The 14,633-nt window shown below is 64.3% G+C and carries 17 protein-coding genes; 9 read left to right on the top strand and 8 right to left on the bottom strand.

Translation table 11 applies throughout. The features are described from left to right. Positions 1 to 484: 484 nt before the first annotated feature. From truA to HOY44_RS04810, 4 genes are read right to left on the bottom strand one after another with little or no spacing between them, the layout of a single operon-like run. Positions 485 to 1,258 carry a tRNA pseudouridine(38-40) synthase TruA gene (truA, locus tag HOY44_RS04825; RefSeq protein WP_287433373.1) on the bottom strand — a complete coding sequence of 258 codons (774 nt, stop codon included), beginning with the start codon at positions 1,256 to 1,258 and terminating at the stop codon, positions 485 to 487. Next, a complete protein-coding gene (locus HOY44_RS04820; RefSeq protein WP_287433372.1) occupies positions 1,258 to 2,334 on the bottom strand; it encodes a 5-(carboxyamino)imidazole ribonucleotide synthase in 1,077 nt (358 codons plus the stop codon). Before HOY44_RS04820 ends, truA begins: the two co-directional genes overlap by 1 nt. Beyond that, a complete protein-coding gene (gene purE, locus HOY44_RS04815; protein WP_138421600.1) occupies positions 2,327 to 2,815 on the bottom strand; it encodes a 5-(carboxyamino)imidazole ribonucleotide mutase in 489 nt (162 codons plus the stop codon). Before purE ends, HOY44_RS04820 begins: the two co-directional genes overlap by 8 nt. A 43-nt stretch (positions 2,816 to 2,858) precedes the next feature. Further along, positions 2,859 to 3,077: a YdcH family protein gene (locus HOY44_RS04810; protein WP_040885238.1), complete on the bottom strand. Its 219-nt coding sequence runs from the start codon at positions 3,075 to 3,077 to the stop codon at positions 2,859 to 2,861. A 189-nt stretch (positions 3,078 to 3,266) separates the two neighbouring features. Between HOY44_RS04810 and HOY44_RS04805 the strand changes: the two genes are divergently transcribed. Together HOY44_RS04805 and HOY44_RS04800 are read left to right on the top strand one after the other, a co-directional pair. Further along, entirely contained in the window at positions 3,267 to 3,680 is a 414-nt protein-coding gene (locus HOY44_RS04805; RefSeq protein ID WP_008334565.1) for an Hsp20 family protein, read from the top strand. Between the two features lie 62 nt (positions 3,681 to 3,742). Further along, complete coding sequence (locus tag HOY44_RS04800) at positions 3,743 to 3,970, top strand: DUF1150 family protein (RefSeq protein WP_008334566.1); 228 nt, start codon at positions 3,743 to 3,745, stop codon at positions 3,968 to 3,970. A gap of 64 nt (positions 3,971 to 4,034) precedes the next feature. Here HOY44_RS04800 and HOY44_RS04795 read toward each other — a convergent pair whose 3' ends face one another. After that, on the bottom strand, positions 4,035 to 4,658 hold the full coding sequence (locus HOY44_RS04795) for a hypothetical protein (protein WP_287433370.1): 624 nt from the start codon (positions 4,656 to 4,658) through the stop codon (positions 4,035 to 4,037). 124 nt (positions 4,659 to 4,782) lie between these two features. Here HOY44_RS04795 and HOY44_RS04790 point away from each other — a divergent pair, with 124 nt between their 5' ends. Beyond that, positions 4,783 to 5,367: a rhodanese-like domain-containing protein gene (locus HOY44_RS04790; protein ID WP_287433369.1), complete on the top strand. Its 585-nt coding sequence runs from the start codon at positions 4,783 to 4,785 to the stop codon at positions 5,365 to 5,367. A gap of 125 nt (positions 5,368 to 5,492) precedes the next feature. Here the strand turns inward: HOY44_RS04790 and HOY44_RS04785 are convergent, their stop codons facing one another. Beyond that, positions 5,493 to 7,571 (bottom strand): bifunctional sulfate adenylyltransferase/adenylylsulfate kinase, encoded by a 2,079-nt coding sequence (locus HOY44_RS04785; protein WP_008334577.1) that lies wholly within the window; start codon positions 7,569 to 7,571, stop codon positions 5,493 to 5,495. Between the two features lie 124 nt (positions 7,572 to 7,695). Continuing rightward, positions 7,696 to 8,784 (bottom strand): 2OG-Fe(II) oxygenase, encoded by a 1,089-nt coding sequence (locus HOY44_RS04780; protein WP_287433367.1) that lies wholly within the window; start codon positions 8,782 to 8,784, stop codon positions 7,696 to 7,698. 184 nt (positions 8,785 to 8,968) lie between these two features. Between HOY44_RS04780 and HOY44_RS04775 the strand changes: the two genes are divergently transcribed. Both HOY44_RS04775 and yidI read left to right on the top strand, forming a co-directional pair. Next, entirely contained in the window at positions 8,969 to 9,532 is a 564-nt protein-coding gene (locus tag HOY44_RS04775; RefSeq protein ID WP_008334579.1) for a fasciclin domain-containing protein, read from the top strand. A 140-nt stretch (positions 9,533 to 9,672) separates the two neighbouring features. After that, positions 9,673 to 10,161 carry an inner membrane protein YidI gene (gene yidI / locus HOY44_RS04770; RefSeq protein WP_287433365.1) on the top strand — a complete coding sequence of 163 codons (489 nt, stop codon included), beginning with the start codon at positions 9,673 to 9,675 and terminating at the stop codon, positions 10,159 to 10,161. Positions 10,162 to 10,248: 87 nt separating this feature from the next. On the opposite strand, the gene trxB is transcribed toward yidI, so the two are convergent. Beyond that, the gene (gene trxB, locus HOY44_RS04765) at positions 10,249 to 11,235 is read right to left on the bottom strand and encodes a thioredoxin-disulfide reductase (protein ID WP_138421593.1); all 987 of its coding nucleotides are present in this window, start codon (positions 11,233 to 11,235) and stop codon (positions 10,249 to 10,251) included. Positions 11,236 to 11,416: 181 nt separating this feature from the next. On the opposite strand from trxB, the gene HOY44_RS04760 reads away from it, so the two are divergent. From HOY44_RS04760 to HOY44_RS04745, 4 genes are all read left to right on the top strand, one after another. Then, positions 11,417 to 11,917 carry an Lrp/AsnC family transcriptional regulator gene (locus HOY44_RS04760; RefSeq protein WP_008334582.1) on the top strand — a complete coding sequence of 167 codons (501 nt, stop codon included), beginning with the start codon at positions 11,417 to 11,419 and terminating at the stop codon, positions 11,915 to 11,917. A 97-nt stretch (positions 11,918 to 12,014) separates the two neighbouring features. Further along, a complete protein-coding gene (locus HOY44_RS04755) occupies positions 12,015 to 12,578 on the top strand; it encodes a CAP domain-containing protein (protein WP_287433363.1) in 564 nt (187 codons plus the stop codon). Positions 12,579 to 12,842: 264 nt separating this feature from the next. Then, on the top strand, positions 12,843 to 13,559 hold the full coding sequence (locus HOY44_RS04750; RefSeq protein ID WP_008334588.1) for a L,D-transpeptidase: 717 nt from the start codon (positions 12,843 to 12,845) through the stop codon (positions 13,557 to 13,559). Positions 13,560 to 13,655: 96 nt separating this feature from the next. Beyond that, on the top strand, positions 13,656 to 14,498 hold the full coding sequence (locus HOY44_RS04745) for a glycoside hydrolase family 25 protein (RefSeq protein WP_040885242.1): 843 nt from the start codon (positions 13,656 to 13,658) through the stop codon (positions 14,496 to 14,498). The last annotated feature ends 135 nt before the right edge of the window (positions 14,499 to 14,633 follow it).

Genomic DNA, 14,633 nt, shown 5'->3' with positions numbered 1-14,633 from the left:
GGGCCGGAAAAAAGCGGGAAGCGTGATTCGGGTTTGGGTGCCGAATGGTCCGGTTTTCCGTAGTAAGGTTAGCCATACCTGAACACTCCATTTCGGCAGGCGTGGATTGTCGCCGGTTCGCGGATAACGGCGATGCAAATAAGGATAATTTGGGGCAAACTTGCGCGTTTTCGTTGACCGGAGGGGGGCGAAAATGGCACAACACAGGTGTCGCGACGGCTGGCTTGGGGGCTGGCTCGGCCCGAAGCGAACGCAGCCTGGTCAGGGGTGCGTGCACATGGTCAGCGACGTTTCCGCGTCAAACGATCCGATCCAGCGTCCCCAGGACGCAAGCCGGCCTTTGGTCAGGAACCGGCACCGGAAAAGGTCGTGCGGAATGACAAGTCTGGTGATTTGGGCAATTTGGCGGTCAGGGGTGTCCGCCGGGGGAGCCCAAGGGGGGAAAGACCGGGGTAGGGGTACCCCGGTCTTTCTTTTTGTAAAATCAGGTATTTGAGAAGGGGTCGACCGGGTATCCGACCCGCGCGAGGTACAGCCCGTCCGGCGGGCAGACCGGGCCGCAGGCGGCGCGGTCGCGTGCCTCGAGCGCAGCGGTCACGTCATCCGGCGACCACGATCCGGCACCGACCCGTTCCAGCGTCCCCACGAAGCTGCGGACCTGATTGTGCAGGAAGCTGCGGGCGCGGACGTGGAAGCGGTATTCGGTTCCGCCCGGGTAGGGCAGGGTTTCCACCCGCAATTCGTCCAATGTCTTCACCGGGCTGTCGGCTTGACACATGGTCGAGCGAAACGTGGTGAAATCATGGCGGCCGATCAGGCGGTCGGCCCCCGCCTGCATCGCGTCCGCGTCAAGCGCCTGCACCACGCGCCACGCGTTGCCCCGGTCGTGAACCAAAGGTGCACGGCGCGAAATCAGGCGGAACAGATACTGCCGTTCGATGGCCGAAAACCGGGCGTGAAACCCGTCATCCACGAGCGCGCAATCGACGATGGCGACGGGGTCGGGTTTCAGGTGGTAATTCAACGCCTCGGTCAGGCGAAACGGTGTCCAGTCCTTTTGCAGGTCGCAGGTCGCGACCTGTCCCAGCGCATGAACCCCGGCATCGGTGCGGCCCGCGGCGGCGATGGAGGGCACGTCGGCCTCCAGCTTGCCAAGCGCGGCCTCGACCGCTCCTTGGACGGACGGTTGATCCTTTTGCCGCTGCCAGCCGGAAAAGGGCCGCCCGTCGTATTCGATCTTGAGCGCGTAGCGCGGCATCAGCCTGCGGGACCGGTGACCCGGTTCACGTGGCCCATCTTGCGGCCCGCCTTGACCTCGGACTTGCCGTAGAGGTGGATCGCATTGGCGCTGTCCTGCGCAAGGTCCGGCACCCTGGACACGTCGTCACCGATCAGGTTCGTCATGACCACGTTCGTATGATGCGTCCCATCGCCCAGCGGCCAGCCCGCCACGGCGCGGATGTGCTGTTCGAACTGGTCGATGGCGCAGCCGTTCTGGGTCCAGTGCCCCGAGTTGTGGACGCGCGGGGCGATCTCGTTCACGACGAGGCCCTGCTTGGTCACGAAGAGCTCCACCCCCATGACACCCACGTAGTCGAGTTTTTCGAGGATGCGGGCGGCCATGCCTTGCGCCTCGTGCATCGCCTGCACGGACAGGCGCGAGGGCACGGTGGTCGTGTCGAGGATACCGTCCTTGTGCACGTTCTCACCCGGCGTGAAGCTGGCGAAATCGCCGTTCAGCCCGCGCGCGCCGATCACCGAAACCTCGTAGTCGAATTTCACGAAACCTTCTAGGATCGCGGGCGCGCCGTTCATGTCGGCGAAGGCCTGTGCGATGTCTTCCGGCCCCTTGAGCCGCGCCTGTCCCCTGCCGTCATAGCCGAAGCGACGGGTCTTGAGGATCGCGGGCGTGCCGATCTCGGCCACCGCCTCGGTCAGGTCGATCTCGTCATCGACGGCCGCATAGGGCGCGACGGCGAGGCCGAGGTCCGCAAGGAAAGCCTTTTCCGTAAGGCGGTCCTGCGACACGCGCAGCGCGGTGCGCCCCGGACGGACCGGCGTGATCGCTTCGACGATGTCGAGCGCCGAGGTCGGGATGTTCTCGAATTCGTAGGTGATGACGTCGGCGGCTTGCGCGAACGCTTTCAGCGCGGCTTCATCGTCATAGTCGGCTTTGTGGTGGTAATTGGCCACATGACTGGCCGGACAATCGCCACCCGGTTCGAAAATGACGGTCTTGAAGCCAAGGCGCGACGCGGCGACGGACAGCATACGGCCAAGCTGGCCACCACCGAGAATACCGATGGTCGCGCCGGGGGCGAGGGGATCACTCATCTTGCGGCTCGTCGGGGATGGAAGCGGACAGGGCCGCGCGCCATGCGTCGAGGCGCTGGCCGAGCGCGGCATCGGAGGTGGCGAGGATTCCGGCGGCCATCAGCCCTGCATTGGCGGCTCCCGCCGCGCCGATGGCCATGGTCGCGACCGGGTAGCCCTTGGGCATCTGCACGATGGAATAAAGGCTGTCGACACCGGACAACGCCTTGGTCTGGACCGGAACGCCGATCACCGGAACGCGGGTCTTCGACGCCATCATGCCGGGCAGGTGGGCTGCACCGCCTGCGCCCGCGATGATGACGGACAGGCCCCGTTCGACGGCGGACTTTCCATAGTCCCAAAGGCGGTCGGGGGTGCGGTGCGCCGAGACGATCTTTTTTTCATAGGCGATGCCCAGTTCGTCCAGAATGTCGGCGGCGAGTTTCATGGTGGGCCAGTCCGACTGGCTGCCCATGATGATTCCCACTTTCACGTCGGTCATACGGCTCTCCCTCAGGAATGGCCGTTATAGACCCTTCAGGGCCTCATGCAATGATGTCGGGGAGGAGGACGTCTTCGATCCGGGCGATCTTGTCCTTCAGCAGCAGTTTCTGCTTCTTGAGACGCCGGATGGTGAGCACGTCGGCCCGCCCCTCGGCCTCCAGCGCCGTGATCGCCTCGTCCAGATCGCGATGTTCGCGGCGCATGACCTCAAGCTCGACACGAAGCACGTCCTCATGCTTCATCTCGTAGGAATTGCTCATGGGTTTCGAGTCGTCCTTCATCGCGCGACCAATTTAACCCCTCGGTGGGTTTTCTCAAAGCTTTTCGCGCGGCTTCGCCTTTGGGCGCCAAGGTCTTGCGCCGATATGCCCCGCCACCCATATTGGAAGCGTGGGTTGCCGCTTCGGGGCCCACGACGTGCACATCGCTTTCAAGGCAAAGGACGTGTGATGACGAAGATGACGCTGGGGGCCCACCCGTATTTTCTGGGCTTCGATCAGCTCGAACGCATGATCGAACAGGCCGCCAAGAGCGGCACGGAAGGCTACCCTCCTTTCAACATCGAACAGGTGAGCGAATTCGCTTACCGCATCACACTCGCCGTGGCGGGGTTCTCGGAGGACGATCTGGCGATCACCATCGAGGACCGCAAGCTGGTCGTGCGGGGGCGTCAGCCGAAACCGGACGACAGCCGCGTGTTCCTGCACCGGGGCATTGCCGGGCGACAGTTCATGAAAAGCTTCGTGCTGGCCGATGGTGTGGATGTGGTCGGTGCGCGGACCGAGAACGGGCTGCTGCATGTCGATCTCGAGCGGTCGGAGCCCGATCCGGTGGTGCAGACCATCCAGATCACGAAAGGCTGAGGGATCATTTCCCTGCCGCGACGCGTTGGGGACGAAACGCCCCCACAGGAAAGGAGTGCGTCATGGATACGAAATTCGAGCAACTGAGCGAGACGCCCGAGACCATCGTCTACGTGCGGGAGGTGCTGGTGGCCGACCTGCCGTCCGATATTCAGGACCAGGTGGAAGGGGCCGAGAAGCTTTATGCCGTGCACTCGTCCGAGGGCGAACGCCTTGCCTTGGTGGGGGACCGCAATCTGGCCTTTACGCTGGCGCGGCAAAACGACCTCTCGCCGGTAGCGGTGCACTGAACCAAGCGCAGGGGCCGATCGGGGCCTCTGTCCTCTGGCCGAGGGCTTCGGCCGTTTCCCAACATCACAGGTCGGGCCAAGTCCCTGCGAGCCGCGCCGCCGCGCGGTTTGCGCCGTCACGGTCCGGGCGTGATTGAAGCGCACCGGGATCGGCGAGGGGAGCCATCTTGCGTCGCGCGGCAGGGACGGCTGTGATTGTCGGAAGATGCGCCGAAATCCACACATCATCCGCAACCCAAGCGTCCGGCGTTGGGTCCGGGACGGCGCGCGCCAACGTTGACGGGATCAGCGCGCCCGCGAACCCTTGCAGGACCGTTCCACGATAGCCGATGCGACGGGCATCCCACGTCGAGGCGGCGAGAGCGCCGAAAGTGGTGGCGCGGGTGGCGAGGAACGTCGCGGCCCAGTCGGGCGCATAAAGCCAGTCGTCGTCGCAGATCAGGATATCCCCGTTAAACTGCTTCGCTGCGGGAAGCAGCTTGCCGATCGGGCCCATGTCCGTCTCGGTCTCGATCAGTGTGACGCCGAAAGGGATGGCGGGCAGGGGTGCAGGGTCGAACCGCGCCCAGTGTCTGGGAATCGTCAGGAAAACCGTGGCCGGGGCCGCCGTCTGGCCGACCAGCGCGGCGAGCACGCGGGGGAGCGTGGCAAAGCGCGGCGGAATGGTCGTCAGCGAGATCGCGTACATGGGGCGAACAGACCCGAAATCACGCGCCGCCGCAACGCGCCGCTCCCGTCGCGCGATTTATATTCCATTTCATGAATATTGCGTGCTAGCGTGGCTCTGAACGGTTTTGGAACGGGAGGGTATCATGCGGGTTCTGACAGTGGCATTTCTGGTGGCGGCATCGACGGCGGGGGCGGACCCGGTGGGGATCACGCCCGACATGATGAGCGTCACGGTGGATACGGCATCCGGCCCCGTCGAGATCATGCGCGAACAGGACAACGACGCGGTGATCGAAGGCGACTTCGCCCGCATCGCGCGCCCCTGCCCGAACTTCTGCATTCAACCCATGGTTCCCGCGCCCGGCGTGACGCCGGTCGGGGAGTTGGAAATGCTCGGGTTCCTGACCGACCCGAACGTGGTGGTGATCGACGGCCGCGTGCGCCCCGACTTCGAGACCGGCGCGATCCCCGGCGCGGTCAATGTCCCCTACACCGAAGCCGCCGACCGTCTGGGCGAGTTGGGCTGCGAGCCGGATTTCGACGGCTGGATCTGCGACGGCGAGGGGGTGAAGTCGGCCGCTTTGTACTGCAACGGCCCGTGGTGCGGCCAATCCCCGACGGCGGCGCGGCGCATGATCGAAGCGGGATTCCCGGCGGAAAAACTGTTCTACTATCGCGGCGGGATGCAGATGTGGCGGATGCTGGGGCTGACGGTGACGGGGGAGTGAGGAGGATAACGCCCTGAGCGGACATCCAATCCAAGTGCGGGGAACGTCCGCCCTCAGCCAATCCCGAACAAAAAACCGGGACCCTTCGGCCCCGGTTTCCATTCTTCCCTAACTCACCGCAGAGCTTACTGCCCCGCGATCAGACCCATGCTTTCGAGCTTCAGGATCACCTGATGCGCGCAGTTGTCGACGTCGACGTTCTCGGTCTCGACGCTAAGCTCGGGGTTCTGCGGTACGTCGTAGGGGTCGGAGATGCCGGTGAACTCCTTGATCTTGCCTTCACGCGCAAGCTTGTAGAGGCCTTTGCGGTCGCGGCGTTCGCATTCCTCGATGCTGGTGGCCACGTGGACTTCGACGAAGGCGCCGTATTGCTCGATCTCTTCGCGGACGTGGCGGCGGGTGGCTGCGTAGGGCGCGATGGGGGCGCAGATGGCGATGCCGCCGTTCTTGGTGATCTCGCTCGCCACGTAGCCGATGCGCTTGATGTTCAGGTCGCGGTGCTCTTTCGAGAAACCAAGCTCCGACGACAGGTTCTTGCGCACGATGTCACCGTCGAGCAGCGTCACGGGGCGGCCGCCCATCTCCATCAACTTGACCATGAGCGCGTTGGCGATGGTCGATTTGCCGGAGCCGGAGAAGCCCGTGAAGAACACGGTGAAACCCTGCTGCGAGCGCGGCGGTTTGGTACGGCGCAGTTCGCGGACCACTTCGGGGAACGAGAACCACTCGGGGATTTCCAGACCCTCTTGCAGGCGGCGGCGCAGTTCGGTGCCGGAGATGTTGAGGATGGTGACGTTGTCCTTGTCCTCGATCTCGTCGTTCGGCTCGTACTGGGCGCGTTCCTGCACGTAGACCATGTGTTTGAAGTCGACCATCTCGATGCCGATTTCGTCCTGGTATTCGCGGAACAGGTCCTGCGCGTCGTAGGGGCCGTAGAAATCTTCGCCGGCCGAGTTCTTGCCGGGGCCGGCGTGGTCGCGGCCGACGATGAAGTGGGTGCAGCCGTGGTTGGCGCGGATCAGGCCGTGCCAGACGGCTTCACGCGGGCCGGCCATGCGCATGGCGAGGTTCAGAAGCGACATGGTGGTCGTCGACTGCGGGTATTTGTCGAGCACGGCCTCATAGCAGCGCACGCGGGTGAAGTGGTCGACGTCGCCCGGTTTGGTCATGCCCACGACCGGGTGGATCAGCAGGTTGGCCTGCGCTTCCTTGGCGGCGCGGAAGGTCAGTTCCTGGTGCGCACGGTGGAGCGGGTTGCGGGTCTGGAACGCGACGACCCGGCGCCAGCCCATCTTGCGGAAGAAGGCGCGCATTTCATTGGGCGTGTCGCGGCGGGCGCGGAAGTCGTAGTGGACGGGCTGCTGGATGCCGGTGACGGGGCCACCGAGATAGACTTTGCCGGCCTTGTTGTGCAGGTAGTTGACCGCCGGGTGCGCGTCGTCATCGGCGCCGAACACCTTTTCGGCCTCGCGCGATTTGTTCGGCACCCAGTTGTCGGTGACGGTCATGGTGGCGAGGATCACGCCTTCCTGATCGCGCAGCGCGATGTCCTGCCCTTCGGTGAGGTTGGCGGCGAAGTCCTCGGACACGTCGAGCGTGATCGGGATCGGCCAGAGCGTGCCGTCGGCGGTGCGCATGTTTTCGACGACGCCGTTGTAATCCTCTTCGGACAGGAAGCCCTTGAGCGGGTTGAAGCCCCCGTTCATCAGAAGTTCGAGGTCGCAGATCTGGCGCGGCGTCAAGTCCCAGGACACGAGGTCGGCGGCTTCGACCTTCAGCTTCTGGGCACTTTCGTAGGATACGTAGAGTTCCGGGATCGGGGCGAGGTTATTCAGCATCAGAGTACTCCTGTATTTAATGGGGGTCGGGCCGGCGGGCGTGCCGGTGAGTTCGGCGTGAAGTGCGGCGTATTCGGTGTATTTGCGCGCGAGAAACGGGTCGATGAGGCGGGCTTTGGTGGCCGCGCCACGGGTGGTGAGGGCATAGACGAAACGCTGGCGCCGATCCGGCCCCTTGCGATCGGTGATCTTCACCAGCCCCGCCTCGGTCGCCGCGCGAAGCTGGGCGTTGAGCGAGCCGAGCGAAATGCCGAGCGCCGCCGCCGTCTCACGCTGCGAGGCTTCCGGTGCCGCGTCGAGTTGACGGAGCAGCAGGAAAAGCTGGTCGTCCTCGGGCAGGTCGGGAAGGGCAGGGGCGGCGGTCATGGCGTGTCGGGTTCAAAGTGTGTTCACGCGTGAACGCATAGGAGATTTTGCAGGTGCAGAAAAGAGGAAATGCGGCGCTAACGTCCCGAATTTCGGGTGTGGCGTGGGACGTTGTTTTGGTCTGTCAACCCTGCGCCTCGCCCACGAGACCAGCGTTCTGGTTCCGTATCGCCCCCGCGGCGTCGTCGTAGAGGAACGGAAGGAACGCATAGCGGCTGCCGCGCGTCACCGTGGAGACGGCGTGAAGGAGCGAACATGAAAACACCACCGCACCGCCCGGCGGGGCCTTGAAGCTTTGCGGGCCGTATTCGGGAAAGCTCACTTCGCCGCCCTCGAAGTCGTCGTTCAGGTTGATCGAGACGGCGAACCGGCGATGCGCCGTGCCGGAGGTGGTGTTGTCGCGGTGCGGGTTGAAATGCCCGCCTTCCTCGGCGCCGTAGCAGGAGACGATGTAACGCTCCATCCGCGTGACGTGGAACTGATGCACCTTGGCGATCTCGGGCGCGACGCGGTTGACGATGCGGTTCTGGATCGTGCCGATCAAAGCCTCGTCCGTCAGGGTGATGTCGCGCCGGACTTTGTGGCTGGCGTCCTGTTTATAGACGGTGCGCCCGTTTTCCTGCGTCATGAAGCCCGAGCTTTCGCCGCCGGTTTCGTCGAACAACTCGATCAGCCGCGTGCACAACTCCGGCTCGAACACGCGGGGCAGGTAAAGGACGGGGGCCTGCAAGGGGATGCCCGCGAAGCGGTCGGGCGGAGGTTGCTGGGCGAGCAGGTCGAGCGCGGCCTCGTGTCCCGCGCCGTCCGGTCCGAACCGAAGCGAGGCGATCACGCGCAGGGTCGGGTCGATCAAGACCCAGAGGCCGCGTTTGTCGCCGTTGTCGTTGGCGGCGCCGTAAAGGCGGCTGATCGCGAGGTCGAAGTCCCAGAACTGCCGATAGCCCGGAAAGCGGTGGGATACGCGGCCCTCCGCCTCGTCCGCCGGGGAGGTGCTGACGCCAAAGAAGCTGGCGAAGCGGTCGTCGAACAGGTCGGGGCGATCATGGGCGGCCGCCAGCGCGGCGCGGGCGACCGGGTGTGCCGCGTCGTGAAAGAAACACAGCACCAGATAGCGGCCTGCGGAGGTATCGAAGGTGAAGCGCGGGTTGCGGGTCGAGCGGGCTTTGAAGAACGGGGCGGGGTGCCCCGGCCCCGGCGACATGAATTCGGTCACTCAAATGTCCTCGCACTGCCTGCGGATGATCTTGGCGCAACGCGCGGGTCTGTCAATTGCGATGCGCGGGGCCGGACTGCGGCAGGGTCGCTCACGACAGCGTGATGAAACCGCCGCAACTCTTCGCCGTCGGATGCGTGGCTACAGGCATCGAAACCGAAACAGACCAACTGGAGGAAAACAGATGTTCAAGACAACCGTTGCCGCCGCCGCGCTCGCCGCCATGACCGTTCCGGCGCTTGCCGCAAGCCACGAAGAAGGCGGAAACCCGATGGTGGGTGGCGCTGAAATGTTCGCCGACAAGAACATCGTCGAGAACGCGATGAACTCGGCCGACCACACCACGCTCGTCGCTGCCGTGCAGGCCGCCGGACTGGTGGAGACGCTTCAGGGCGAAGGCCCGTTCACCGTGTTCGCACCGACCAACGCCGCGTTCGAAGCGCTGCCGGAAGGCACGGTCGAAGACCTGCTGAAGCCGGAAAACAAGGAGCAGCTTACGAAAGTGCTGACCTGTCATGTCGTCGCGGCCGACGCGATGTCGGACGCCATCAAGGGCATGATCGACGACGACGGTGGCGAGCACCCGGTGCCGACCGTGGGCGGTTGCACGCTGCAAGCCACCTATGACGGCGACGAAATCATGATCGAAGACGAGAACGGCAACGTCGCCAACGTCACGATCGCGGATGTCGACCAGTCGAACGGCGTGATCCACGTGATCGACAAGGTGCTTCTGCCCGCCATGTAAGCCGCGCAGCCCACACTCACGGCTTAACGGAAGGTCGCCCGGATTATTCGGTCCGGGCGGCCTTTTTCGTTGGTGACGCCGTAACGGCGCCGGGCCGAGGGGGCCAAATTTTCGCCACGCTTTGTGACTATGCGTTCACCATGACACAGGTTTCGCATCTTCCCGACGCCTTCGGCCCCGCTCCGCTGAGGACCTGGGGGTTCTGGGCGATCGTCACCGGCGCGCTTGCCGTCATGGTCGTGTGTTTCTACATCTACGGCCCGACGCTGGAACCGCAGCCCTCCGCAGCACAGCAGATCGGCGAAATCGCGGGAGAGATGAAGCGGGCCGCGTGGCGCGCCTTCCTCGGGATGGAGGCGGAAGCGGCTGCACCTGCGCCGGAGCCTTCGCTTTTCATGCGCTACCTGCCGTTCGCCGGCCCTGCGCTTGGGCTTGTCGCGGTCGTGCTCTCGGCGGTCTCTCTTATCCGGCGGGAGGACCGCAAACTTGCCGGATATGGTGTCGCGCTGGGGGGCGGGGCCGTGCTGTTTCAGGTGTTCTGGTGGTTCGCCGCGCTGATCGTCTGCGCGATCCTGTTCGTGAAAATCATCGAGAATCTCGACGGCTTCTTCAGCCTGCCGTGGGAGTGACGGGGGCCTGACCGCCGCCGCCCGTGACGAAAAACGCCCCCGCAGAGGATGCGAGGGCGTTCGTGATGTCGTGTCTTTCGCTGGGCGTCAGACCGGAGCTTTTTCCGCTTCGACCGCAGCGGCGGGTTCGGCCTCTTCATGCTCGGCGAGGAATTTCTCGGCGTCGAGCGCGGCCATGCAGCCCATGCCCGCGCTGGTCACGGCCTGCCGGTAGATGTGATCTGTCAGGTCGCCCGCGGCGAACACGCCGGGGATCGAGGTGCGGGTGGTTCCCGGCTCGACCTTTACGTAGCCGCCGTTGTGCAGCTCGAGCTGGTCTTTCACCAGCTCGGAGGCAGGCGCGTGGCCGATGGCGATGAACACCCCCTTGGCGTCCAGTTCGGTCACCGCGTCGGTCTTGACGTTGCGGACCTTCACGCCTTCGACGCCCAGCGGCATGTCGGTGCCCGTGACCTCTTCGAGCACGTGGTCCCACATCACCTCGATCTTCGGGTTCTTTTCCAGACGGTCGATCAGGATCTTCTCGGCCCGGAATTCGCCACGGCGATGGATGACGGTGACCTTGGAGGCGAAGTTCGTCAGGAACAGCGCCTCTTCCACGGCGGTATTGCCGCCGCCGACCACGATAATCTCCTGCCCGCGGTAGAAGAATCCGTCGCAGGTGGCGCAGGCGGAGACGCCGAAGCCCTTGAACTTCTCTTCCGTTTCGAGCCCCAGCCATTTCGCGCGTGCGCCGGTGGCGAGGATCACCGCCTCGGCCTCGTAGGTCGCACCGCTGTCGGCCTTGGCCACGAAGGGCCGCTTGGACAGGTCGAGGTCGGTGATGATGTCGGTGATGACCTCGGTCCCCATCGCCTTGGCGTGGGCTTCCATGTTGACCATGAGCTCGGGGCCCTGAATCTCGGTGAAGCCCGGATAGTTCTCGACCTCGGTCGTGGTGGTCAGCTGGCCGCCCGGCTCCATCCCCTGCACGAGGATCGGTTTCAGCATGGCGCGTGCGGCGTAGATTGCGGCGGTGTAGCCCGCCGGGCCCGATCCGATGATAAGGACGCGGGTGTGATGAGTGCCGGACATGACGAATCCCTTCGAATTTCTCGTTTCCCAGCATATAGGGGGAGGGGCATGGTGCCGAAACCCCTTGCGACACCTTGCCGGATCGGCGCGCGGGCCCGACAGGATATTGCGCAAGTGCGAAATATTATTGCGTAGCCGGGGCCGTAGCGGTAAGGTTCGCGAAACCGCAGGGGAACGGCACATGGCGCATTCAAAACTCGACCCGATCGACCGGATGATCCTGGCCGAGTTGCAGGCCGACGGACGCATGACCAACGTCGAACTGGCCAAACGCGTCGGGATCTCGGCGCCGCCCTGCCTGCGCCGTGTGCGCACGCTGGAGGAGGCGGGCTACATCAAGGGCTATCACGCCGACGTCGACAGCCGCGCGCTGGGCTTCGAGGTGCAGGTGTTCGCGATGGTCGGACTTGTCAGTCAGGCCGAAGCGGACCTGTCCCGGTTCGAGCAACGCTGCCGCGACTGGCCGCTTGTGCGCGAATGCCACATGCTGAACGGCGAGGTGGATTTCATCCTGAAATGCGTGGCACCGGACCTGTCGACCTTCCAGAGCTTCCTGACCGAGCAACTGACGGCGGCCGAGAACGTGGCGAGCGTAAAGACCTCGCTGGTGATCCGCGACGCCAAGGACGAACCGGGCGTGCCCTTCGACGTGCTGGAAGCGCGGATGACGGCGCAGGCGTAAAAGCCACAGGCGGCGATTTGTCCGCAGCTTGCGGCTTGTGAGATTGAACGGTCCGGTTAAGGTCATCTGCGGGACGAAGCGCAGAGGGGAACCTGCCTTGAAGAAACTTGTTCGCAATCTGGCCTGCGTCGGTGCCGTCGCGGCGCTTTCGGGGTGTCTGGGCACGACGCCGGGCATCGTCACGACGGTCGGGCAGACGACGACCAATCCGAATGCACCGGACTGGACTCTCAACAGTTACCTGCCCGATCCGGCGGCGAACACGACGACGCAATCGAACCCGATCGCGGACGGGTCGTTTCAGACGCTGTTCAACGGGGTGCGCACCTCCGCCGGCGTGCAAACGCTGGCTTGGAACAACCTGCTCGACAACGCCGCGCAGTCCTATGCGGGCTATCTGAACGCGACCGATCAATTGAGCCATACGGCGGGGAACTCGACGCTTGCGTCGCGGGTGAATGCGACGGGTTACGCGTGGCGCGAACTGGGTGAAAATCTGGGTGAGGGCTACACGAGCGAAGGCGCGGTGATGACGGCGTGGCAAAACTCACCGGGACACAATGCGAACCTCATCAACCCGAATTTCGAAGAGTTCGCACTGGGTGTCTCCGGCACCGGGGGCGACACGGTCTGGGTGCTGGTCCTCGCCGATCCGCTGTAACGCGGGCCGCGCGTCAGTAGGCTGATCCAAGGGCGATGAGGATGGACGGGTCGGGTTCACGGCTGGCCCATCCCGCCCGCGCGCTCCCTCAGATGTGATCGCGGCGCGTTGCCTCACGAACACGGATTCGGGCGTCGAGGCGAGATTCTTTGGCCATTGCCATTGAATTTCTTAGGCTATTCCCCGTTAACTGGCACGCGGAGAACAGTTTTTTTTCGCGCGAGTCGCTCTGTCAGGCGGCGGGCTTATCCGGGGGATGTTGAATTGATTGGCAAGCGTATCGTGAAACTTGTGGCCGGGCTTGCGCTGGCCGGGGTCCTCGCGGCCTGTGAAACCGTGCCCACGGAAACCGCCGTCACCTCGAACGGCGAGGTGCTTCCGTTCGTGTCGCCGCGCACGCTGTCGATGTATCGCGAATTCGACGACGGCCAGTTCGTCGTGCCCGCCGTGCCGCGCCAATACCTGTCGGAAGAGGTCGCGCGGCAATACGTGCCGTATTACTCGCCTTATGCCGAGGGCACGATCGTGGTTGATCCGTATGCCTTCAAGCTTTACCTGATTTCGGGCCCGAACGAGGCGATGCGCTATAGCGTGGGTGTCGGCAAGGCGGGCTTCGGGCTGACCGGCGAGGCGCGGGTCAACCACCAGAAGGATTGGCCCTACTGGACGCCGACCGCCAACATGCTGCGGCGCGAGCCCGAAAAATACGGTCCTGTGCGCGGCGGTATGGAGGGCGGCCTCGACAACCCGCTGGGCGCACGGGCGCTTTACCTCTATCGCGGCGGGCGCGACACGCTTTATCGCATTCACGGCACGCCCTACCCGTGGACCGTGGGCGGACAGGAATCGGGTGGGTGCATCCGCATGTTCCATCAGGATGCCATTCACCTTGCCGCCAATGTCGAGAACGGCACGCGGGTCGTCATCCTGAGCCAGAGCCAGACCGGCATGTACACGGTGGCCGAGGACGTGGCCTCCTGACAGCGGATCGCCGCCGGACCCCACGCGAACGTGCGTGCGTGATGGTGGGACTCTGTGTATGATCTGCCGCAAAACATAATGCGAGCAGGCAACCCTATGACACGACCCATCCGGCGGCGCGCCGCCGTCACCCTTTCCCTGTGCGCCGTTCTCGTCCTGGCGGCCTGCGGGTCATCCTCGACACGCGGGCGCATGGCGAACCCGAGGCCGCTTTTACCCGAAAACTATCAGGCTGCGGGCATCCCGTCGCAATTCGGCGACACCGACCCGATCGACTGGACCGAGCACGACATCCGGCCCTCGGCCTATCCGGTGCACGGGATCGACGCCTCGCGGTATCAGGGCGACATCGATTTCGCGACGGCACGGGCGAACGGGGTGAACTTCGCCTGGCTGAAGGTGACGGAGGGGGGCGATCACCTCGACCCCGGATACGAGATCAACGCGCCGCGCGCGCGGGCGGCGGGCGTGCCTGTGGGCGGGTATCACTTCTACTACTTCTGCCGGACCCCGGCAGAGCAGGCCCGGTGGTTCATCAAGAACGTCCCGCGTGTGGCGGGTGACCTCCCCCCGATGCTGGACATGGAGTGGAACCACCAGTCGCGGACCTGCAACCGTCGCCCGGACGCCGAGACCGTGCGCGACGAGATCCGTCAATACGCGGCCATCGTGACGAGCCATTACGGCACGCCCCCTGTGATCTACGTGACGCCCGATTTCTATGCCGAGAACGAGTTGGGCAAGCTTGCCGGATACGAGTTCTGGCTACGCTCGGTCGCGGCGCATCCGTCGGAGCGGTATCCCGACGAACGCTGGACGTTCTGGCAATACTCCGGGACCGGGGTCGCCAAGGGCGTGAAGGGGAACGTGGACCTCAATGCCTTTGCGGGCAGCGTGGAAAGCTGGGTCGGCTGGCTGACGGGGCGGCGTCAGCAGTAGGCGCGTGGCGGGGTTTGATGGTGCGATTCAAGATACTAGAATCCTAGTATTCTAGTATCTTTGCCGGGGCATATTCGGATTTTAAATCAGCGAGTTGCAGCGAATTTCCGCCCGTTTGCCCGGCAAGAAACGAAA

The organism is Maritimibacter sp. (assembly GCF_016774595.1).
In the GTDB taxonomy this organism is placed as follows: Bacteria; Pseudomonadota; Alphaproteobacteria; order Rhodobacterales; family Rhodobacteraceae; genus Maritimibacter; species Maritimibacter alkaliphilus.
This window is presented reverse-complemented; position numbering and strand designations above follow the sequence as displayed.